This is a genomic window from Pseudomonas parafulva NBRC 16636 = DSM 17004, from assembly GCF_000730645.1.
GTDB lineage: Bacteria > Pseudomonadota > Gammaproteobacteria > Pseudomonadales > Pseudomonadaceae > Aquipseudomonas > Aquipseudomonas parafulva.
Genome location: NZ_BBIU01000016.1, coordinates 22,311 through 39,547 on the forward strand (window position 1 = coordinate 22,311; position 17,237 = coordinate 39,547).

The following is a 17,237-nucleotide window of genomic DNA, read 5'->3' on the forward strand; positions in this document are numbered from 1 at the left end:
ATCAATGCCGCATATTCTGATCGTCGAAGACGAAACCATCATCCGCTCGGCCCTGCGTCGCCTGCTTGAGCGGAACCAGTACCAGGTCAGCGAAGCCGGCTCGGTGCAGGAAGCCCAGGAACGCTTCAGCATTGCCACCTTCGACCTGATCGTCAGCGACCTGCGCCTGCCCGGCGCCCCTGGCACGGAGCTGATCAAGCTTGGGCAGGGTACCCCGGTACTGATCATGACCAGCTACGCCAGCCTGCGCTCGGCCGTGGATTCGATGAAGATGGGTGCGGTTGACTATATCGCCAAGCCGTTCGATCACGACGAAATGCTCCAGGCCGTAGCACGCATCCTGCGCGACCGGCAGAACGCCCCGGCACCTGCGCCGGTGGCTGAGCCACGGCCCGCGGCCGGCAAGGCGGCGGCCGCAGACAAGAGCGCAGCGGCCTCGGCCAATGGCGAGATCGGCATCATCGGCTCGTGCCCGCCGATGCAGGACATGTTCAGCAAGATCCGCAAGGTGGCACCCACCGATTCCAATGTACTGATCCAAGGTGAATCGGGTACCGGCAAAGAGCTCGTTGCCCGCGCCCTGCACAACCTGTCGCGCCGCGCCAAGGCACCGATGATTTCGGTGAACTGCGCCGCCATCCCCGAAACGTTGATCGAGTCCGAGCTGTTCGGCCACGAAAAAGGCGCGTTCACTGGCGCCAGCGCCGGCCGGGCTGGCCTGGTAGAAGCGGCGGACGGCGGCACACTGTTCCTTGACGAAATCGGCGAGCTGCCCCTGGAAGCCCAAGCCCGCCTGCTGCGGGTGCTGCAAGAAGGTGAAATTCGCCGGGTGGGTTCTGTGCAATCGCAGAAGGTGGACGTTCGCCTTATCGCCGCCACGCACCGTGACCTGAAGAACCTGGCCAAGGCCGGCCAGTTCCGTGAAGACCTTTATTACCGCCTGCACGTTATCGCCCTGAAGCTGCCGGCCCTGCGCGAGCGCGGCAGCGATGTGAACGAAATCGCCAGTGCCTTCCTGGCACGGCAAAGTGCCCGTATTGGCCGTGACGACCTGCAGTTCTCGCCAGAGGCCGAGCAAGCCATCCGTCATTACAGCTGGCCGGGCAACGTGCGGGAGCTGGAAAACGCGGTCGAGCGGGCGGTGATCCTCAGCGAGAGCCCGGAGATCTCCGCAGAGCTGCTGGGCATCGACATCGAGTTGAGCGATCTTGAAGAAGATGAACTGCTGGACAACGCACTGACCGTCGCCAGCGCCGGCAATGCCAGCCATGAGCCTACCGAGGACTTGTCATTGGAAGACTACTTCCAGCATTTCGTGCTGGAGCACCAGGACCACATGACCGAAACCGAGCTGGCACGCAAGCTTGGTGTCAGCCGCAAGTGCCTGTGGGAACGCCGCCAGCGCCTGGGCATTCCGCGGCGCAAGAGCAACGCAACCAGCGAGTGACCCCATCACCGCGGGTGCCTGCCGGGTATGCTCCCCGATAGGCACTCGCGACTTTCCCCCCTGCAGGTCCCTTCCCCACACTACCCACCGTAAAAATCTGTTACCTACCCCCTGCCGACGTAACAGTAACGAGGCGTTCGGTAACGAAATTTCTACATTTCACCCGCCCCCGCTCCCCGCGAAAAACCCCAAACCCCCGTATTTACTGGCGCTGCCAAAGTTGGCACGGCTCCTGCTATATGCTTAGTACAAAAACAATAACAAGCACTGCAACCCACAATAAGAACAAGACGAAACGGCTCACGCACAATAAGAACAAGACGGCGGAGGCGCAGCTAACTGATTCTTTTGGAGAGGATGGATGTTTGGGGCTTGCCCCACGATCAGGCAGAGAACAACAAAAACTGCACTAAAAAGCAGCGCCTGAACTGATTGGATCGACAGATCAACATGGCATCAGCGACCAAAGCAATCCGTTTGCTCTTTACCCCTGGTTTGGGGGTGGTCCACAAGCTTCGAGCTTGATGGCAGGGCACTCAACAAAAACAAGAAGCCCGTACAAAAACAATAAGAGCACGCAACGACTTCTTGGGGAGCTTAGGCTCCCCTTGTCGTTTCTACCCTTCTGGCAGGCATTCTGCGACCGCCTACACCATCCCGTCAGTAAATGCTAGAATCCCCGCCCATCATGCGGCCATTCTCTTATCCTTGGCCGAACATTCCTTCAAACAGTGCATCCCATGCTGAAGAAGCTGTTCCAGTCGTTCCGCCCGCCCGTGACGGGCCAGCATCACAGGCGCACCACGCCTGAGGTGATCAACAAGAGCCAGCATTCGCTGCAGCGCCACCAGTTCAGTCGCCACGCGGTCAATATCGTGGAGCGCCTGCAAAGCGCCGGCTACCAGGCTTACCTGGTGGGTGGCTGTGTCCGCGACCTGATGCTAGGCATCACACCCAAAGACTTCGACGTCGCTACCAGCGCCACGCCCGAGCAGGTGCGGGCCGAGTTCCGCAATGCGCGCATCATCGGCCGGCGTTTTAAATTGGTTCACGTGCACTTTGGCCGTGAAATCATCGAGGTCGCCACGTTCCGTGCGCCGCACTCCGAGGACGACCAGAGTGACAGCCACCGTTCGTCGCATAATGCCAACGGCCGCATTCTGCGCGACAACGTATACGGCACCCTGGAGGAAGACGCGCAGCGCCGCGACTTCACCATCAATGCCTTGTACTACGACCCGGTCAGCGAGCGCATCCTGGACTACGCCAACGGCGTGCACGATGTGCGCAATCGCCTGTTGCGCCTGATCGGCGACCCCACCCATCGCTACCAGGAAGACCCTGTACGCATGCTGCGTGCTGTGCGCTTCGCAGCCAAGCTCGACTTCGGCATCGAAAAACATACCGTGCAGCCTATCCGCGAACTGGCTCCGCTGCTGCGGGAAATCCCGCCAGCGCGCCTGTTCGAAGAAAGCCTGAAGCTGTTCCTGTCCGGCCACGGCGCGCTCGCCTTTGAAATGCTGGTAGATCTGCAGCTTTTCGAGCCGCTGTTCCCCGCCAGCGCGCATGCCTTGGACGAACGCCCCACCTACACCCACACGCTGATCAGCCAGGCACTCAACAATACCGACCTGCGCGTCAAACAAGGCAAACCGGTCACCCCGGCGTTCCTGTTCGCCGCGCTGTTGTGGCCTGCCCTACCAGCCCGTGTACTGCACCTGCAAAGCCAGGGTGTGCCGCCTATTCCGGCCATGAACGGCGCGGCCCACGACCTGATCGCCGAGCAGTGCGCGCGCATTGCCATCCCCAAGCGCTTCACCCTGCCTATTCGCGAAATCTGGGACATGCAGGAGCGCCTGCCGCGACGCAGTGGCAAGCGTGCCGACATGCTGCTGGACAACCCGCGCTTCCGCGCCGGTTACGACTTCCTGCTGCTGCGGGAAAGTGCCGGTGAAGAAACCGACGAGCTCGGCCAGTGGTGGACTGACTACCAGGACGCCAACGACAGCGAACGTCGCGACATGATCCGAGACCTTGGCAGCCGGGACGAAGCCGGCGGTACGCGCAAACGCAAACGTAGCGGCAGCAAACGCAAGCGTGGTGGCGAAGAGGCATTCGAGTGACAGTTCGCGCCTACATCGGCCTGGGCAGTAACCTGGACGCACCCGCACACCAGTTGCGCAGTGCGTTGCAGGCACTTGGCGAGATCGCGACAAGCCGCCTGGTCTCGGCCTCGGCGTTGTACACCAGCGACTCCTTGCTGCCCGGCCAGCCGCGTTACACCAACGCCGTTGCCGCGCTGGACACCGCCCTGGCGCCCCTGGCCCTGCTCGATGCGTTGCAGGCCATCGAGAACGACCAGGGCCGCGTACGCAAGGAACGCTGGGGCCCGCGTACGCTGGACCTGGATATCCTGCTGTTCGGCGACCAGGTGCTCGACCTGCCGCGCCTGCAAGTACCCCACTACCATATGCATGCACGGCCTTTCGTGCTGTACCCCTTGGCTGAGCTGGTACCCGCCGATTTTCAGCTGGCCGATGGCCGCCGCCTCGCACAACTGCTTGAGGCGTGCCCGTACGCGGGGCTGGAACGCCTGTAACCAGTGCCCTTCGCCGCCCATACGCGGCCCGGTAACGCCAGTAACACCCTGATCGTAACAATGCGGTAACAGGGTGATTGACTTCCCCCACCTCGCTCACGACTATAGGCGTCCCGTGTGGCACCCTGATGCCGCGCACCCGTATAAACCCGTATCTAGGCCCGGACGGACCTGTGCCCGAACATCACACGCGATGATGTGCCGCTCCGGAAAATGACTACACAGGTTGAACGCAGTCGTTTCCTACAGCGCCTGAACGAGGAATTTTCTACATGCCTGAAGTAACCCTTTCCACCCTCAATGGCCTCAAAGCCAAGGGTGAAAAAATCACCATGCTGACCTGCTACGACGCGACGTTCGCCAAGGCCGCCAGCCAGGCCGGTGTCGAAGTGCTGCTGGTGGGCGACTCCCTTGGCATGGTCCTGCAAGGCCACGACAGCACCCTGCCGGTCAGCACCGCAGACATGGCCTACCACACAGCCTGCGTGAAACGGGGCAACCACGGCGCGCTGATCCTTGCCGACCTTCCGTTCATGGCACATGCCACTCCGGAAGCGGCCTTTACCAACAGCGCCGCCCTGATGCAGGCAGGTGCACATATGGTCAAGATCGAGGGCGCCGCATGGTTGGCCGAAACCATCACCCAGCTGGCCCAACGGGGCGTGCCGGTGTGCGCCCACCTGGGCCTGACGCCGCAGACCGTCAACGTTCTGGGCGGCTACAAGGTGCAAGGCCGTGAGGAAGCCCAGGCGGCCCAGCTGCGGGCCGATGCCAAAGCCCTGGAGCAGGCAGGCGCCGCCATGCTGTTGCTTGAGTGCGTGCCCAGCGAACTGGCTGCGCAGATCACCCAGGCCGCCGGCGTGCCGGTTATCGGCATTGGTGCGGGCAGCGCCACTGACGGGCAGGTGCTGGTGCTGCACGATATGCTGGGGTTGTCGCTCAGTGGCCGGGTGGCCAGGTTCGTTAAAAACTTCATGCACGGCCAGCCAGATATCGACAGCGCCCTTGCAGCCTATGTGCAGGCAGTCAAACAGGTCAGCTTCCCAGCCAGCGAACACGGGTTCAGCGCATGAATACAGTCAAGACCGTTCGCGAACTGCGCGCAGCCGTGGCCAGGGCCCGCAGCGAAGGCAAGCGTGTCGGGTTCGTGCCCACCATGGGCAACCTGCACAGCGGCCACGCCGCGCTGGTGGTAAAGGCCGCGCAGTGCGCCGATTTCGTGGTGGCGAGCATCTTCGTCAACCCGCTGCAATTCGGCGCCAATGAAGACCTGGACACGTACCCGCGCACCTTGGCTGCAGACCAGCAGCTGCTGGTGGAATCGGGTTGCAACCTGCTGTTCGCCCCAGCCGTTCAGGAGATGTACCCCGACGGCGCCAGCGTGCAGACCCGGGTCAGCGTACCGCAGCTGTCCGAAGGCCTGTGCGGCGCCAGCCGGCCAGGCCACTTCGAAGGTGTGGCCACCGTGGTCAGCAAGCTGTTCAACATGGTGCAGCCGGACCTCGCTGTTTTCGGCGAAAAGGACTACCAGCAGTTGGCGGTGATACGCGCCATGGTCCGCGACCTGAACATGCCCATCCAGATCATCGGCCAGCCAACCGTACGCGCCGAGGATGGCCTGGCACTGTCCTCACGCAATGGCTACCTCACGCCGGAGCAGCGGGCTCAAGCCCCCGCCCTGTACCGTATTCTGCAGCACCTGGGCGCGGCCATCGCGCGTGGGCAGCGCGATTTCGCGACGCTGACAGCCGACGGGCAAGCGCAATTGAACGCGGCCGGCCTGCGGCCGGACTACCTGGAAGTGCGTCATGCCGTGAGCCTGCGCCCGGCGCTGCCCGATGACCGCGACCTGGTGCTGATCGCCGCCGCTTACCTGGGCACCACCCGGCTGATCGATAATCTCTACCTGCATGTTGAAGACAAAACCGCGTAGGTGTCTTTTCGGATTGGCCTTACACCTGGGTAAGGCCTTTCCTACAGCCGCCCTGACGCGCTGCCGGCCCTGCAAAAGCTTCATCCAAATCCCCCGGTGATACCCATTCCCAGCGCGAGGCCTTTGCCTATAATGGTGCCAGTCTGAACGCGGCAATGACTGCCGTGTCCAAGGCAACACAATGCACAAGGGACCCCGCGCAATGGCGTATTACCGTAACCCACACGATGTCACGGCCCTGCCCGCCTGGCAGGCGCTTCAGCAACACCGCGATGCCATGCAAGGTTTCAGCATGCGTGAGGCATTCGCCGCCGATCCCCAGCGTTTCGAGCAGTTTTCCCTGAGCTCCTGTGGCCTGTTCCTGGACTACTCGAAAAACCTGATCACCGAGCAAACCCGCGACCTGCTGGTGAACCTGGCCAAGGAAGTGGGCCTGCAGGACGCCATCACCTCGATGTTCAATGGCGAGATCATCAACGCATCCGAAGGCCGCCCGGTGTTGCACACCGCACTGCGCCGCCCGGTCGGCGACAAGCTGAGCGTCAACGGCGTGAACGTCATGCCGGAAGTGCACAAAGTGCTCAACCAGATCACCGAACTGGTCGGCCGCATCCACGACGGCCTGTGGCGCGGCTACAGCGAAAAACCGATCACCGATGTGGTCAACATCGGTATCGGTGGCTCCTTCCTCGGCCCGGAGCTGGTGTCCGAAGCGTTGCTGCCCTACGCCCAGCGGGGGGTACGCTGCCATTACCTGGCCAATATCGACGGCAGCGAATTCCACGAGCTGTCGGCCAGCCTGCGTGCCGAAACCACCCTGTTCATCGTCTCGTCCAAGTCGTTCAACACGCTGGAAACCTTGAAAAACGCCATGGCGGCGCGTACTTGGTACCTGGCCCAGGGCGGCTCGGAAGCCGAGCTCTACCGCCACTTCATCGCCGTATCCAGCAACAAGGCTGCGGCCGTGGCCTTCGGTATCCGGGAAGAAAACATCTTCCCGATGTGGGACTGGGTGGGTGGGCGTTATTCCCTGTGGTCGGCCATCGGCCTGCCCATTGCACTGGCCATCGGCACTGCCAACTTCAAGGAACTGCTGTCTGGCGCCTACACCATGGACCAGCATTTCCAGACCGCGCCGTTCGAGAAGAACATGCCGGTGCTGCTGGCCTTGCTTGGCGTTTGGTACGGCAACTTCTGGGGCGCCAGCAGCCACGCGATCCTGCCCTACGACCACTACCTGCGTAATATCACCAAGCACCTGCAGCAGCTGGACATGGAGTCCAACGGCAAGAGCGTGCTGCAGGATGGCTCACCGGTGAAGACCGAAACCGGCCCGGTGATCTGGGGGGGTGTGGGCTGCAACGGCCAGCATGCCTATCACCAGTTGCTGCACCAGGGCACCCACTTGATCCCCGCCGATTTCATTGTCCCGGTGGTGAGCTTCAACCCGGTCGCCGACCATCATCAATGGCTTTACGCCAACTGCCTGTCCCAGAGCCAGGCCCTGATGCTCGGCAAAACCCGTGAAGAAGCCGAAGCAGAACTGCGAGCCAAGGGCATGGACGAAGCAGACATCGCCAAACTGGCGCCGCACAAGGTCATCCCGGGCAACCGCCCAAGCAACACGTTGGTGGTCGAACGCATCAGCCCTCGCCGCCTGGGTGCGCTGGTAGCCATGTACGAGCACAAGGTGTTCGTGCAGAGCGTGGTCTGGGGTATCAACGCCTTCGACCAGTGGGGCGTGGAGCTGGGTAAAGAGTTGGGCAAGGGTGTTTACGAGCGCCTGGTCGGCAGCACTGAAACCACCGCTGACGATGGCTCCACTCAGGGCCTGATCAACTACTTCCGCGGCCGCCATCGCGGCTAGTCCCTACCTGTTCCCACCGGTGCCCCACAGGCTTTTGTAGCTGTGTGTTGCAACCGGTGGGAGCAGGTTGAACACCCCCTTCCACTACACTGTCTTATCGAATAGCCGTTGCCGTCCATCGCCCCTTACAAGAGCAGGACCACCGCCATGTTCGATCTGCGCAAATACCCGCAAGCCCTGGCCGTCAGCCAGGCAGCCGCTTTATCCCCAGACGACTACCGCCGCCTCTACCGCCAGTCGGTCGACGACCCAGACACCTTCTGGGCCGAACAAGCCAAGCGCCTGCACTGGATCAAACCCTGGCAGCAGGTGCAGCAGTGTGACCTGAACACGGGCGATGCCCGCTGGTTTGCAGGCGGCCAGCTCAACGTCAGCTACAACTGCATTGATCGCCACCTGGCCCAGCGCGGGGATCAGACTGCCCTGCTGTGGGAGGGTGACGACCCGGCCGATGCCAAGGCCATCACCTACCGCGAACTGCACCTGCACGTGTGCCGCCTGGCCAATGCCTTGAAAGCGCGCGGCGTGAAAAAGGGCGACCGCATCTGCATCTACATGCCCATGATCCCTGAGGCGGCCTTTGCCATGCTGGCCTGTACGCGCATCGGCGCAGTGCATTCGGTGGTATTCGGCGGCTTTTCCCCGGATGCATTGCGTGACCGTATTCTGGATGCCGACTGCCGTACCGTCATCACCGCCGACGAAGGCGTGCGCGGTAGCAAACGCATCCCCCTCAAACAGAACGTCGACAAGGCCCTGGCCAGCTGCCCCGGCGTAAGCACAGTGGTTGTGGTACAGCGCACGGGCGGCGAGGTTGACTGGAGCGAGGGCCGCGACCTCTGGTACCACCAGGCTACCGAGCACGCCGGTGACCACTGCCAGCCCGAAGCCATGGATGCGGAGGACCCATTGTTCATCCTCTACACCTCCGGCAGCACGGGTAAACCCAAGGGTGTACTGCATACCACCGCCGGTTATCTGCTGCAGGCGGCCCTGACCTTCAAGGTGGTGTTCGACTACCGCGACGGCGATGTGTTCTGGTGCACGGCCGATGTGGGCTGGGTGACCGGTCACAGCTACATTGTCTATGGCCCACTGGCCAACGGTGCCATTTCGCTGATGTATGAAGGCGTGCCCAACTACCCGGACAGCTCACGGTTCTGGCAGGTGGTGGACAAGCACCAGGTGAATATCTTCTATACCGCGCCTACGGCCTTGCGCGCCCTGATGCGCGAAGGCTCAGCGCCATTGCAAGGCACCTCACGCCAGAGCCTGCGGCTGCTGGGTACCGTTGGCGAGCCGATCAACCCGGAGGCTTGGCAGTGGTACTTCGAGGAAGTCGGGCAGCAGCGCTGCCCCATCGTCGACACGTGGTGGCAAACCGAGACCGGCGGCATCATGCTTACCCCGCTGCCCGGCAACCCCACCCTCAAACCGGGTTGCGCCACCCAGCCCATGTTCGGCGTGCAACCTGTGCTGCTGGATGAGCAGGGCCAGGTCATCGAAGGGCCCGGGGCGGGCCTGCTGGTCATCAAGGCCAGCTGGCCGGCGCAAATCCGCAGCGTCTACGGCGACCACACACGCATGGTCGAGACCTACTTCAAACCGATGCCGGGTTACTACTTCACCGGCGACGGCGCCCGCCGCGACGCCGACGGTGACTACTGGATCACCGGGCGCATCGATGATGTGATCAACGTCTCGGGGCACCGCATCGGCACCGCCGAGGTGGAGAGCGCGCTGGTGCTGCATGACAGCGTTGCCGAAGCCGCCGTGGTCGGCTACCCCCATGACCTCAAGGGCCAGGGCGTTTATGCCTTCGTCACTACCATGAACGGGGTTACACCGGGTGATGCATTGAAGGCAGAACTGCTGGCATTGGTCAGCAAGGAGATCGGCAGCTTCGCACGGCCCGAATTGATCCAGTGGGCACCCGCACTGCCCAAGACCCGCTCGGGCAAGATCATGCGGCGTATACTGCGCAAGATCGCCTGCAACGAACTGGATAGCCTGGGGGATACCTCCACCCTGGCCGACCCAGGCGTGGTACAGGGCTTGATCGACACCCGTCTCAATCAGTAACCGGCGGCCACCTGGCCGCCCTGCACCCCAGATCGCCATGGAAGCCCTACGCCGCCGCATTGAAAAACAGGTCATGAGCCTTACCGGGCTGGCTTTGGGCCAGCTCGACCTGGAGTCACCCAAGGGCGACCCTGGCCTGTTCGGCCCCCACAGCCTCTGCTGGCGGGTGCATGGCGACTTCCCGAGCATGCTGGTGGGCGGCATCAGCGCCCTGATGCTGCAATTGCTGCACCCTCTGGCGCTGGCCGGCGTGTGGGACCATTCCAATTTCCGTCATGACCTGCTGGGCCGGCTGCGGCGCACCAGCCAGTTCATCTCTGGCACTACGTTCGGCGCCACCGCCGATGCCGAATGGCTGATAGAGAAGGTGCGCCAGATTCACCTGCAGGTCACCGGCCATGCGCCTGATGGCCGCCCTTACGCCGCCAGCGACCCACAATTGCTGACCTGGGTGCACGTGGCCGAAGTGAGCAGCTTTCTGGCGGCGCACCTGCGCTACCGCGACCCGCACCTGTCAGTTGCTGACCAGGACGCGTACTACGGCGAAATCGCACTGGTCGCGGAGCGCCTAGGGGCCCGCGACGTACCACGCACCTGCCGGCAGGTGGAGGATTATCTCCAGCATATGCGCCCTCAGCTCAGCTGCGATGCACGCAGCCACGAGGTGGTCCGCATCCTGCTCGATGCCCCAGCCCCTAGCCGCCTGGCGCAACCGGTGGGCAAACTGATGCTGCACGCCGGCATCGACCTGATGCCTGCCTGGGCGCAGCAATTATTGGGCCTGGAGCACGGCCCCCTGCAGCAGCGCATGATCCGGCTGGGCCTGCAACGCACCGCGCCAGTGCTGCGCTGGGCGATGCGCGATGGCTCGGCCCACCGCGCCCGCAGGCGCATGGGCATTGAGTAAGCGCTGCCGCCCGCTCAGCGGAACTGATTTAACGTGCCATACTCCAACCACCCCCTGCCCGCACAGACGAAGCGATACATGTACAAAGGATTGATGCGCGCCGCTGGCGCACTGCTGGCCTTGGTCGCCCTCTACAGCCTGCTCGGCTTCTTCATCCTCCCCGGTGTAGCCCTGCGTATCGCCAATCAACAACTGGCCCAGTACGCCACCGTACCAGCGCACCTGCAACGGCTCGAATTCAACCCGTTCAGCCTGGAACTTACCCTGTGGGGCCTGCAGATCGGTGAACCGGGCAAGGAACAGCTGGCCTTCGAGAAGCTCTACGCCAACCTGTCACTGGACAGCCTGTGGACCGGCGCCCTGCACCTGGAGGCAGTGGAACTGGCCAAGCTGCGCAACGAGGTGCTGTTCGCCAAGGACGGCACGCTCAACCTGGCGCGCCTGTTCAAGCTCCCCGCCGGCGACGCCAAGGCAGATGAGCCACCGGGCAAGCCGTTCCCCCTGCGTATTGGCAGCATCAAGCTTGAACAAGGCTACCTGCGCTTCGAGGACCAGCGCCCAAGCGAGCCCATCGAGTTTCTCTACGACAACATGAACCTGGAGCTGAAGAACCTCAGCACCCTGCCCGACGACAATGCCGACATGACCTTGGTTGCGAACGGCCCCAACGGCGGACGCATCGATTGGCAAGGCACCCTCAGCCTGTCCCCCATCGCTTCCGAAGGCACGTTGAAGGTCACCGATGGCAAGATGAAGTTGTTCTGGCCTTACGTGCGCGATGCTGTTCCGCTTGTGCTCGAGGACGGCAAGCTGAGCCTGAATACGCACTACCGCCTGAACCTGGCAAAAAAGACCGAGTTGGTGCTGGAAAACGCCTCGCTGCGGATTGCACCGTTCGCCATCAAGGCCCCCGATGGACGCCCCCTGGCGCGCCTGGCCAACCTGGATTTGAGTGAAACCACAGTCGACCTGGTCAAGCAGCGGGTGACCGTTGGCAAGGTCCGCAGCGACAAGCTGGAAACCTGGGCCGCCCTGGAAAAGGACGGCCAGCTCGACTGGCAGAAGCTGTTCGCCAGCCAGCCGGCCAAGGCCACGCCCAAGGAAAAGGCCGAACCGGCGGCTGCCGGGCCCGCCCCTGAACAGCCGGCCGCTACCCAGCCCAGCACGCCTTGGCAGGTGCTTCTGAAGGACGTGCAGTTGCGCAATTACCTGGTGCACCTGGCCGACCGCACCCAGAAGGAACCGGTGGCCCTCGACCTAGGCCCGCTCAATGCCGACTTGCAAGGCTTCGACAGCCTCAACAAGACGCCCTTCAAGGTCAGGCTCGACACCGGGGTCGGCAAGCAAGGCAAGCTGCAGGCCAGCGGGCAGGTGAACCTGGCGCCGGTATGGGCAAAACTGGACGTAAACACCCACGATATCGACCTGCGCCTTGCGCAAGCCTACATCAGCCCTTACATCCTGCTGGAGCTGCGCAGCGGCATGCTAGCCAGCGACCTCAAGGTGGATCTGAAGAACACTGCCCCGCTGGCCTTGACGGTCACGGGCAAGGCGCAGGTGAGCCAGTTGCACACGCTGGATACCATCAAGAGCCGTGACTTCGTGAAATGGCAAGAAGTCGACGTTGATGGGCTCTCTTACGTGCACGGTGATGCGCTGTCGATCGACAAGGTCACCCTGCAACAGCCTTATGCGCGCTTCATCATCAACGAGGACCGCACCACCAACATCAACGACCTGCTGATTCCACAGCCAGCCAGCGCCCCGGCGACGGTACAGGCCAAGCCTGCTGCTGCCAGCAAAGGCGACAAGCCGCTGGGTGTGCATATTGGCCAGATCGTGATCAACGACGGTTCGGCGAATTTCGCCGACCTCTCCCTCACGCCCAACTTCGCCACGGCTGCGCAACAGTTGAACGGGCAAATCGGCACCATTGATAACCGTAAACCGCTGCCCGCCAAGGTGGAAGTCCAGGGCAAGGTCGACCGCTACGCACCGGTCACCATCAAAGGTGCCCTCAACCCGTTCGACCCACTCGCAAGCCTGGATATCGCTACCAGCTTCAAGCGCGTGGAGTTGACCACCCTCACCCCCTACTCAGGCAAGTTCGCAGGCTATCGCATTCGCAAGGGCCGGCTGAACCTGGACCTGCATTACCTGATCACCAAGGGCCAGCTGAAGGCCGAGAACAAGGTGGTGGTGGAGCAATTGCAGCTTGGGGAGAAGGTCGACAGCCCGGATGCCGTCGACTTGCCAATCCGGCTGGCGGTAGCGCTTTTGAAAGACACCCAAGGCAAGATTTCCATCGAGCTGCCGGTGTCGGGCGACCTCAACAACCCACAGTTCAGTGTAATGCCCATCGTCTGGCAGACCTTGCGTAACCTGGTGCTGCGCGCGGCCCAGGCGCCGTTCAAGTTCATCGGCGGGCTGATCGCCGGCGGCGGTTCGCAAGACCTCGGCACCGTGGCCTTCGCACCCGGTTCCAGCGAGTTGGGCGGTGATGCCCAGGCGTCACTGGACAAGCTAGCCGAAGCGTTGAAAAAACGCCCGGAATTGCGCCTTGAGATCGAGGGTACCAGCGCCCAGGCCAGTGACGGGCCGTTGATTGCCCAGCAGCGCCTGGAGCGTGAGTACCAGGCAACCTGGTACAAGATCCTGCAGCGGCGCGGCGACAAGGTACCGGCCAACGCCTCGATGCTGGCGGTAGACGATGGCGACAAGCCGGCAATGCTCGAGGGCATCTACCGCACCCGCCTGAAACAGCAGCCACCCGCCGAGTGGGAACAGCTTGGGCGTGACGAACGGGCGGCACGGCTGCGCGAGGCGGTGATCAAGTCGTGGTCGGAAAGCACCGCATTACTGCGCACGTTGGGCCAGGAGCGAGCCAGCAGTATCAAGGATTACCTGGTGGACAAGGGCAAGCTGCAAGATGACCGGGTGTATTTCATTGATACCAGCCTTGGCAAGCCGGAGCAGGATGGGCGGGTTGTGACACCGCTGCATCTGGATGCGGAGTAACGGGTTGGCCAACTAGACCGTAAACCAAGCAGGCAAAAAAAATCCGATACCAGAAGCTGGTATCGGATTTTTTGTTTAGCCAAATCCATTTGGCCAGCGGGACAATCCTTATTCTGCTTTCAGGCCGTCGGCAGAGACTGCCTTGACGCCTTTGATTTTCTTGGTGATGGCAACGGCCATCTCTTTCTGGGAGTCGGTTACCGCTACGTCCGAAGACAGCGATACCACACCCTTGTTGGTTTCGACTTTGATGTCGCTACCTGGAATGCCTTTTTCGGTCAGCAGATCAGCTTTGACCTTGGTGGTGATCCAGGTGTCGGAAGTAGCTTCTTTGGCTTTGGTGGCCTCACCAGCTGCAAGCATCATTGGCGCTTGAGTGGCCTGGGCTGCGAAAGCGGCGTTAGCCATGGTCAGGGTCAGAGCGGTAGCAGTAGCGGCAGCGATGGCGAACTTCTTCATGTGAGTCACTCCTGTTTTTCGAAAGGTCTGCGCCCTGTGTCCTGGCGGCAGATACAAGACTAGTTGCAGGGGCTGTGCCAGCTTTCAGAATTGTTATTTCTGCTTATATATCAATTACTTACATAAAGTAACGAATCGCCTGTATCGTGCATTCTGCAATCTGCACGATAAAACTGCATGCAAGATGCAAGTCCGCTAAAGGTTCCGCAGCGGTCATAAAAAAAGGGCCCCGATCGGGGCCCTTTTCTACCGCGTTGTCGCTATTCAGACGCCGGAAGCTTTCGCCGCAGCTACGTCTTTGATCGACAGCTTGATACGGCCGCGGTTGTCCACGTCCAGTACCAGTACTTCAACTTCCTGGCCTTCCTTGAGGATGTCGGTCACTTTCTCGACGCGGGCATCGCTCAGCATCGAGATGTGAACCAGACCGTCCTTACCAGGCAGGATGTTCACGAACGCGCCGAAGTCGACGATGCGCTCAACCTTGCCCACGTAGATCTTGCCGATCTCGGCCTCGGCCGTGATACCAAGGACGCGCTGTTTGGCAGCTTCTGCCGCTTCCTTGGTTTCGCCGAAGATCTTGATCGAGCCGTCGTCTTCGATATCGATCGAAGCCTTGGTCTCCTCGCAGATGGCGCGGATGGTGGCGCCGCCTTTACCGATGACGTCACGGATTTTGTCGGTGTCGATCTTCATCGCGATCATGGTCGGGGCGTTGGCCGACAGCTCGGTGCGCGACTGGCCAATGATCTGGTTCATCTGGCCGAGGATATTCAGGCGCGCTTCCAGGGCCTGGCCCAGGGCGATTTCCATGATCTCTTCGGTGATGCCGTTGATCTTGATGTCCATCTGCAGCGCAGTAACGCCTTTGGCGGTACCGGCTACCTTGAAGTCCATGTCACCCAGGTGGTCTTCGTCGCCCAGGATGTCGGTCAGAATGGCGAATTTTTCGCCTTCCTTGACCAGGCCCATGGCGATACCGGCAACCGGCGCCTTCATCGGCACACCGGCGTCCATCAGGGCCAGGGAGGCACCGCAGACCGACGCCATGGAGCTGGAACCGTTGGACTCGGTGATTTCCGACACCACACGGATGGTGTACGGGAACACGTCAGCAGCAGGCAGCATGGCCTGAACCGAACGACGGGCCAGGCGGCCGTGGCCGATTTCACGACGGCCAGCACCCCCCATGCGGCCACACTCACCTACCGAGAACGGCGGGAAGTTGTAGTGCAGCATGAAGGGGTCTTTTTTCTCGCCTTCGAGGGTGTCCAGCAGTTGGGCGTCACGGGCAGTACCCAACGTGGCAACGACCAGGGCCTGGGTTTCGCCACGGGTGAACAGCGCCGAACCGTGAGTTTTTGGCAGCACGCCAACTTCGATGTTCAGCGGGCGCACGGTCTTGGTGTCGCGGCCATCGATGCGTGGCTTGCCGTTTACGATGTTCTCGCGAACGGTGCGGTATTCGATTTCGCCGAAGATGTCTTTTACTTCAGACGCCGAAGGCTGGCCTTCTTCACCGGAGAACTTGGCCACAGCCTGGTCACGCAGCTCACCCAGGCGCGCATAACGGTCGGCCTTGACGGTGATGGTGTAACCCTGCGAAACCGCTTCGCCGAATTCGGCGCGGATGGCATTGAGCAGTGCAGTGTTGGCAACCGCAGGTTTCCAGTCCCAGGTCGGCTTGCCGGCTTCTGCAGCCAGCTCCTTGACTGCCTGGATCACAGCCTGGAATTCGTCGTGGGCGAACAGTACGGCGCCCAGCATCTGGTCTTCGGTCAGCTCTTGGGCTTCCGACTCAACCATCAGTACGGCATCGGAGGTACCAGCAACGACCATGTCCAGGCTCGAGGCAGCCAGTTGCTCGTAGGTCGGGTTCAGCAGGTAGCCGGTGCTCTCATGGAAAGCAACGCGGGCAGCGCCGATCGGGCCTTCGAACGGAATGCCGGAAATGGCCAGGGCAGCCGAGGTACCGATCATCGCAGCGATGTCCGGGTCGGTCTTCTTGCTGGTGGAAACCACGGTGCAGACGACCTGCACTTCGTTCATGAAGCCTTCCGGGAACAGCGGACGGATCGGGCGGTCGATCAGGCGCGAGGTCAGGGTTTCTTTCTCGGAAGGACGGCCTTCACGCTTGAAGAAACCGCCTGGGATCTTGCCAGCGGCGTAGGTTTTTTCCTGATAGTGAACCGAGAGCGGGAAGAAGCCCTTGCCTGGGTCGGCTTGCTTGGCACCGACCACGGTCACCAGCACGGTGACGTCGTTGTCGACGGTAACCAGCACGGCGCCGGTTGCCTGACGGGCAATGCGGCCCGTTTCGAGAGTAACGGTCGATTGACCGAACTGGAATGTCTTGATTACCGGGTTCACGGTTTCCTACCTTCTTCAGTGGCTCTTGGGGGAACTGGTTTCTTGCGAATGCTTGGGCAGCAGGGGGAATCGGCCCCGTCGACCGTCCAGATACAACACGAGGCTGGGAGCCTGGCGCCAAGCGGATAACCGCTCAGCATTGCCAGGCTGCCAACCTCGAATATATGCAAGGCGTGCCCCTCGGCAAGGCTGGATAACAGCCTTGCCGAGGCCTGCGGCACGCCATGCACACCACCAACCAGGCCGTTATTAACGACGCAGGCCCAGGCGAGCGATCAGCGCGCTGTAACGGGTGGTGTCTTTGCCCTTCAGGTAGTCCAGCAGCTTACGACGCTGGTTAACCATACGAATCAGACCACGACGGGAGTGGTGGTCTTTGTCGTTGGCCTTGAAGTGGCCTTGCAGCTTGTTGATGTTGGCGGTCAGCAGAGCAACCTGCACTTCCGGGCTACCGGTATCGCCGGCGGCTTGCTGGTGTTCGGCAACGATCTTAGCTTTTTCTTCAACGCTGAGGGCCATGAGGCTTCTCCTGATTAAACGGACCCCGCGAACGGG

The 17,237-nt window shown here is 61.8% G+C and carries 12 protein-coding genes; 9 read left to right on the forward strand and 3 right to left on the reverse strand.

What is annotated here, in order from left to right; translation table 11 throughout:
• The first annotated feature begins 4 nt into the window (after positions 1-4).
• From PPA02S_RS11630 to PPA02S_RS11670, 9 genes are all read left to right on the forward strand, one after another.
• Positions 5-1,447, forward strand: a complete 1,443-nt coding sequence (locus PPA02S_RS11630; RefSeq protein ID WP_028632608.1) for a sigma-54-dependent transcriptional regulator — start codon at positions 5-7, stop codon at positions 1,445-1,447.
• 740 nt (positions 1,448-2,187) lie between these two features.
• The gene (locus PPA02S_RS11635; RefSeq protein WP_028632609.1) at positions 2,188-3,570 is read left to right on the forward strand and encodes a polynucleotide adenylyltransferase PcnB; all 1,383 of its coding nucleotides are present in this window, start codon (positions 2,188-2,190) and stop codon (positions 3,568-3,570) included.
• Complete coding sequence (gene folK / locus PPA02S_RS11640) at positions 3,567-4,046, forward strand: 2-amino-4-hydroxy-6-hydroxymethyldihydropteridine diphosphokinase (RefSeq protein WP_028632610.1); 480 nt, start codon at positions 3,567-3,569, stop codon at positions 4,044-4,046. The genes PPA02S_RS11635 and folK overlap by 4 nt, the downstream gene beginning before the upstream one ends.
• Before the next feature lie 272 nt (positions 4,047-4,318).
• Entirely contained in the window at positions 4,319-5,119 is an 801-nt protein-coding gene (panB, locus tag PPA02S_RS11645) for a 3-methyl-2-oxobutanoate hydroxymethyltransferase (RefSeq protein ID WP_028632611.1), read from the forward strand.
• Positions 5,116-5,979, forward strand: coding sequence for a pantoate--beta-alanine ligase (gene panC, locus PPA02S_RS11650; RefSeq protein ID WP_028632612.1), 864 nt, complete (start codon positions 5,116-5,118; stop codon positions 5,977-5,979). The genes panB and panC overlap by 4 nt, the downstream gene beginning before the upstream one ends.
• A gap of 202 nt (positions 5,980-6,181) precedes the next feature.
• The gene (gene pgi, locus PPA02S_RS11655; protein WP_028632613.1) at positions 6,182-7,846 is read left to right on the forward strand and encodes a glucose-6-phosphate isomerase; all 1,665 of its coding nucleotides are present in this window, start codon (positions 6,182-6,184) and stop codon (positions 7,844-7,846) included.
• 147 nt (positions 7,847-7,993) lie between these two features.
• The gene (gene acs / locus PPA02S_RS11660; protein WP_028632614.1) at positions 7,994-9,928 is read left to right on the forward strand and encodes an acetate--CoA ligase; all 1,935 of its coding nucleotides are present in this window, start codon (positions 7,994-7,996) and stop codon (positions 9,926-9,928) included.
• Positions 9,929-9,965: 37 nt separating this feature from the next.
• Positions 9,966-10,835, forward strand: a complete 870-nt coding sequence (locus PPA02S_RS11665) for an oxygenase MpaB family protein (protein ID WP_028632615.1) — start codon at positions 9,966-9,968, stop codon at positions 10,833-10,835.
• A 78-nt stretch (positions 10,836-10,913) separates the two neighbouring features.
• A complete protein-coding gene (locus PPA02S_RS11670) occupies positions 10,914-13,853 on the forward strand; it encodes a DUF748 domain-containing protein (protein ID WP_028632616.1) in 2,940 nt (979 codons plus the stop codon).
• Positions 13,854-13,961: 108 nt separating this feature from the next.
• Here the strand turns inward: PPA02S_RS11670 and PPA02S_RS11675 are convergent, their stop codons facing one another.
• The 3 genes from PPA02S_RS11675 to rpsO form a co-directional block, all read right to left on the reverse strand.
• A complete protein-coding gene (locus tag PPA02S_RS11675) occupies positions 13,962-14,312 on the reverse strand; it encodes a BON domain-containing protein (protein WP_028632617.1) in 351 nt (116 codons plus the stop codon).
• Positions 14,313-14,576: 264 nt separating this feature from the next.
• A complete protein-coding gene (gene pnp, locus PPA02S_RS11680; RefSeq protein WP_028632618.1) occupies positions 14,577-16,682 on the reverse strand; it encodes a polyribonucleotide nucleotidyltransferase in 2,106 nt (701 codons plus the stop codon).
• Positions 16,683-16,931: 249 nt separating this feature from the next.
• Positions 16,932-17,201: a 30S ribosomal protein S15 gene (gene rpsO / locus PPA02S_RS11685; RefSeq protein ID WP_023533188.1), complete on the reverse strand. Its 270-nt coding sequence runs from the start codon at positions 17,199-17,201 to the stop codon at positions 16,932-16,934.
• Positions 17,202-17,237: the final 36 nt, after the last annotated feature.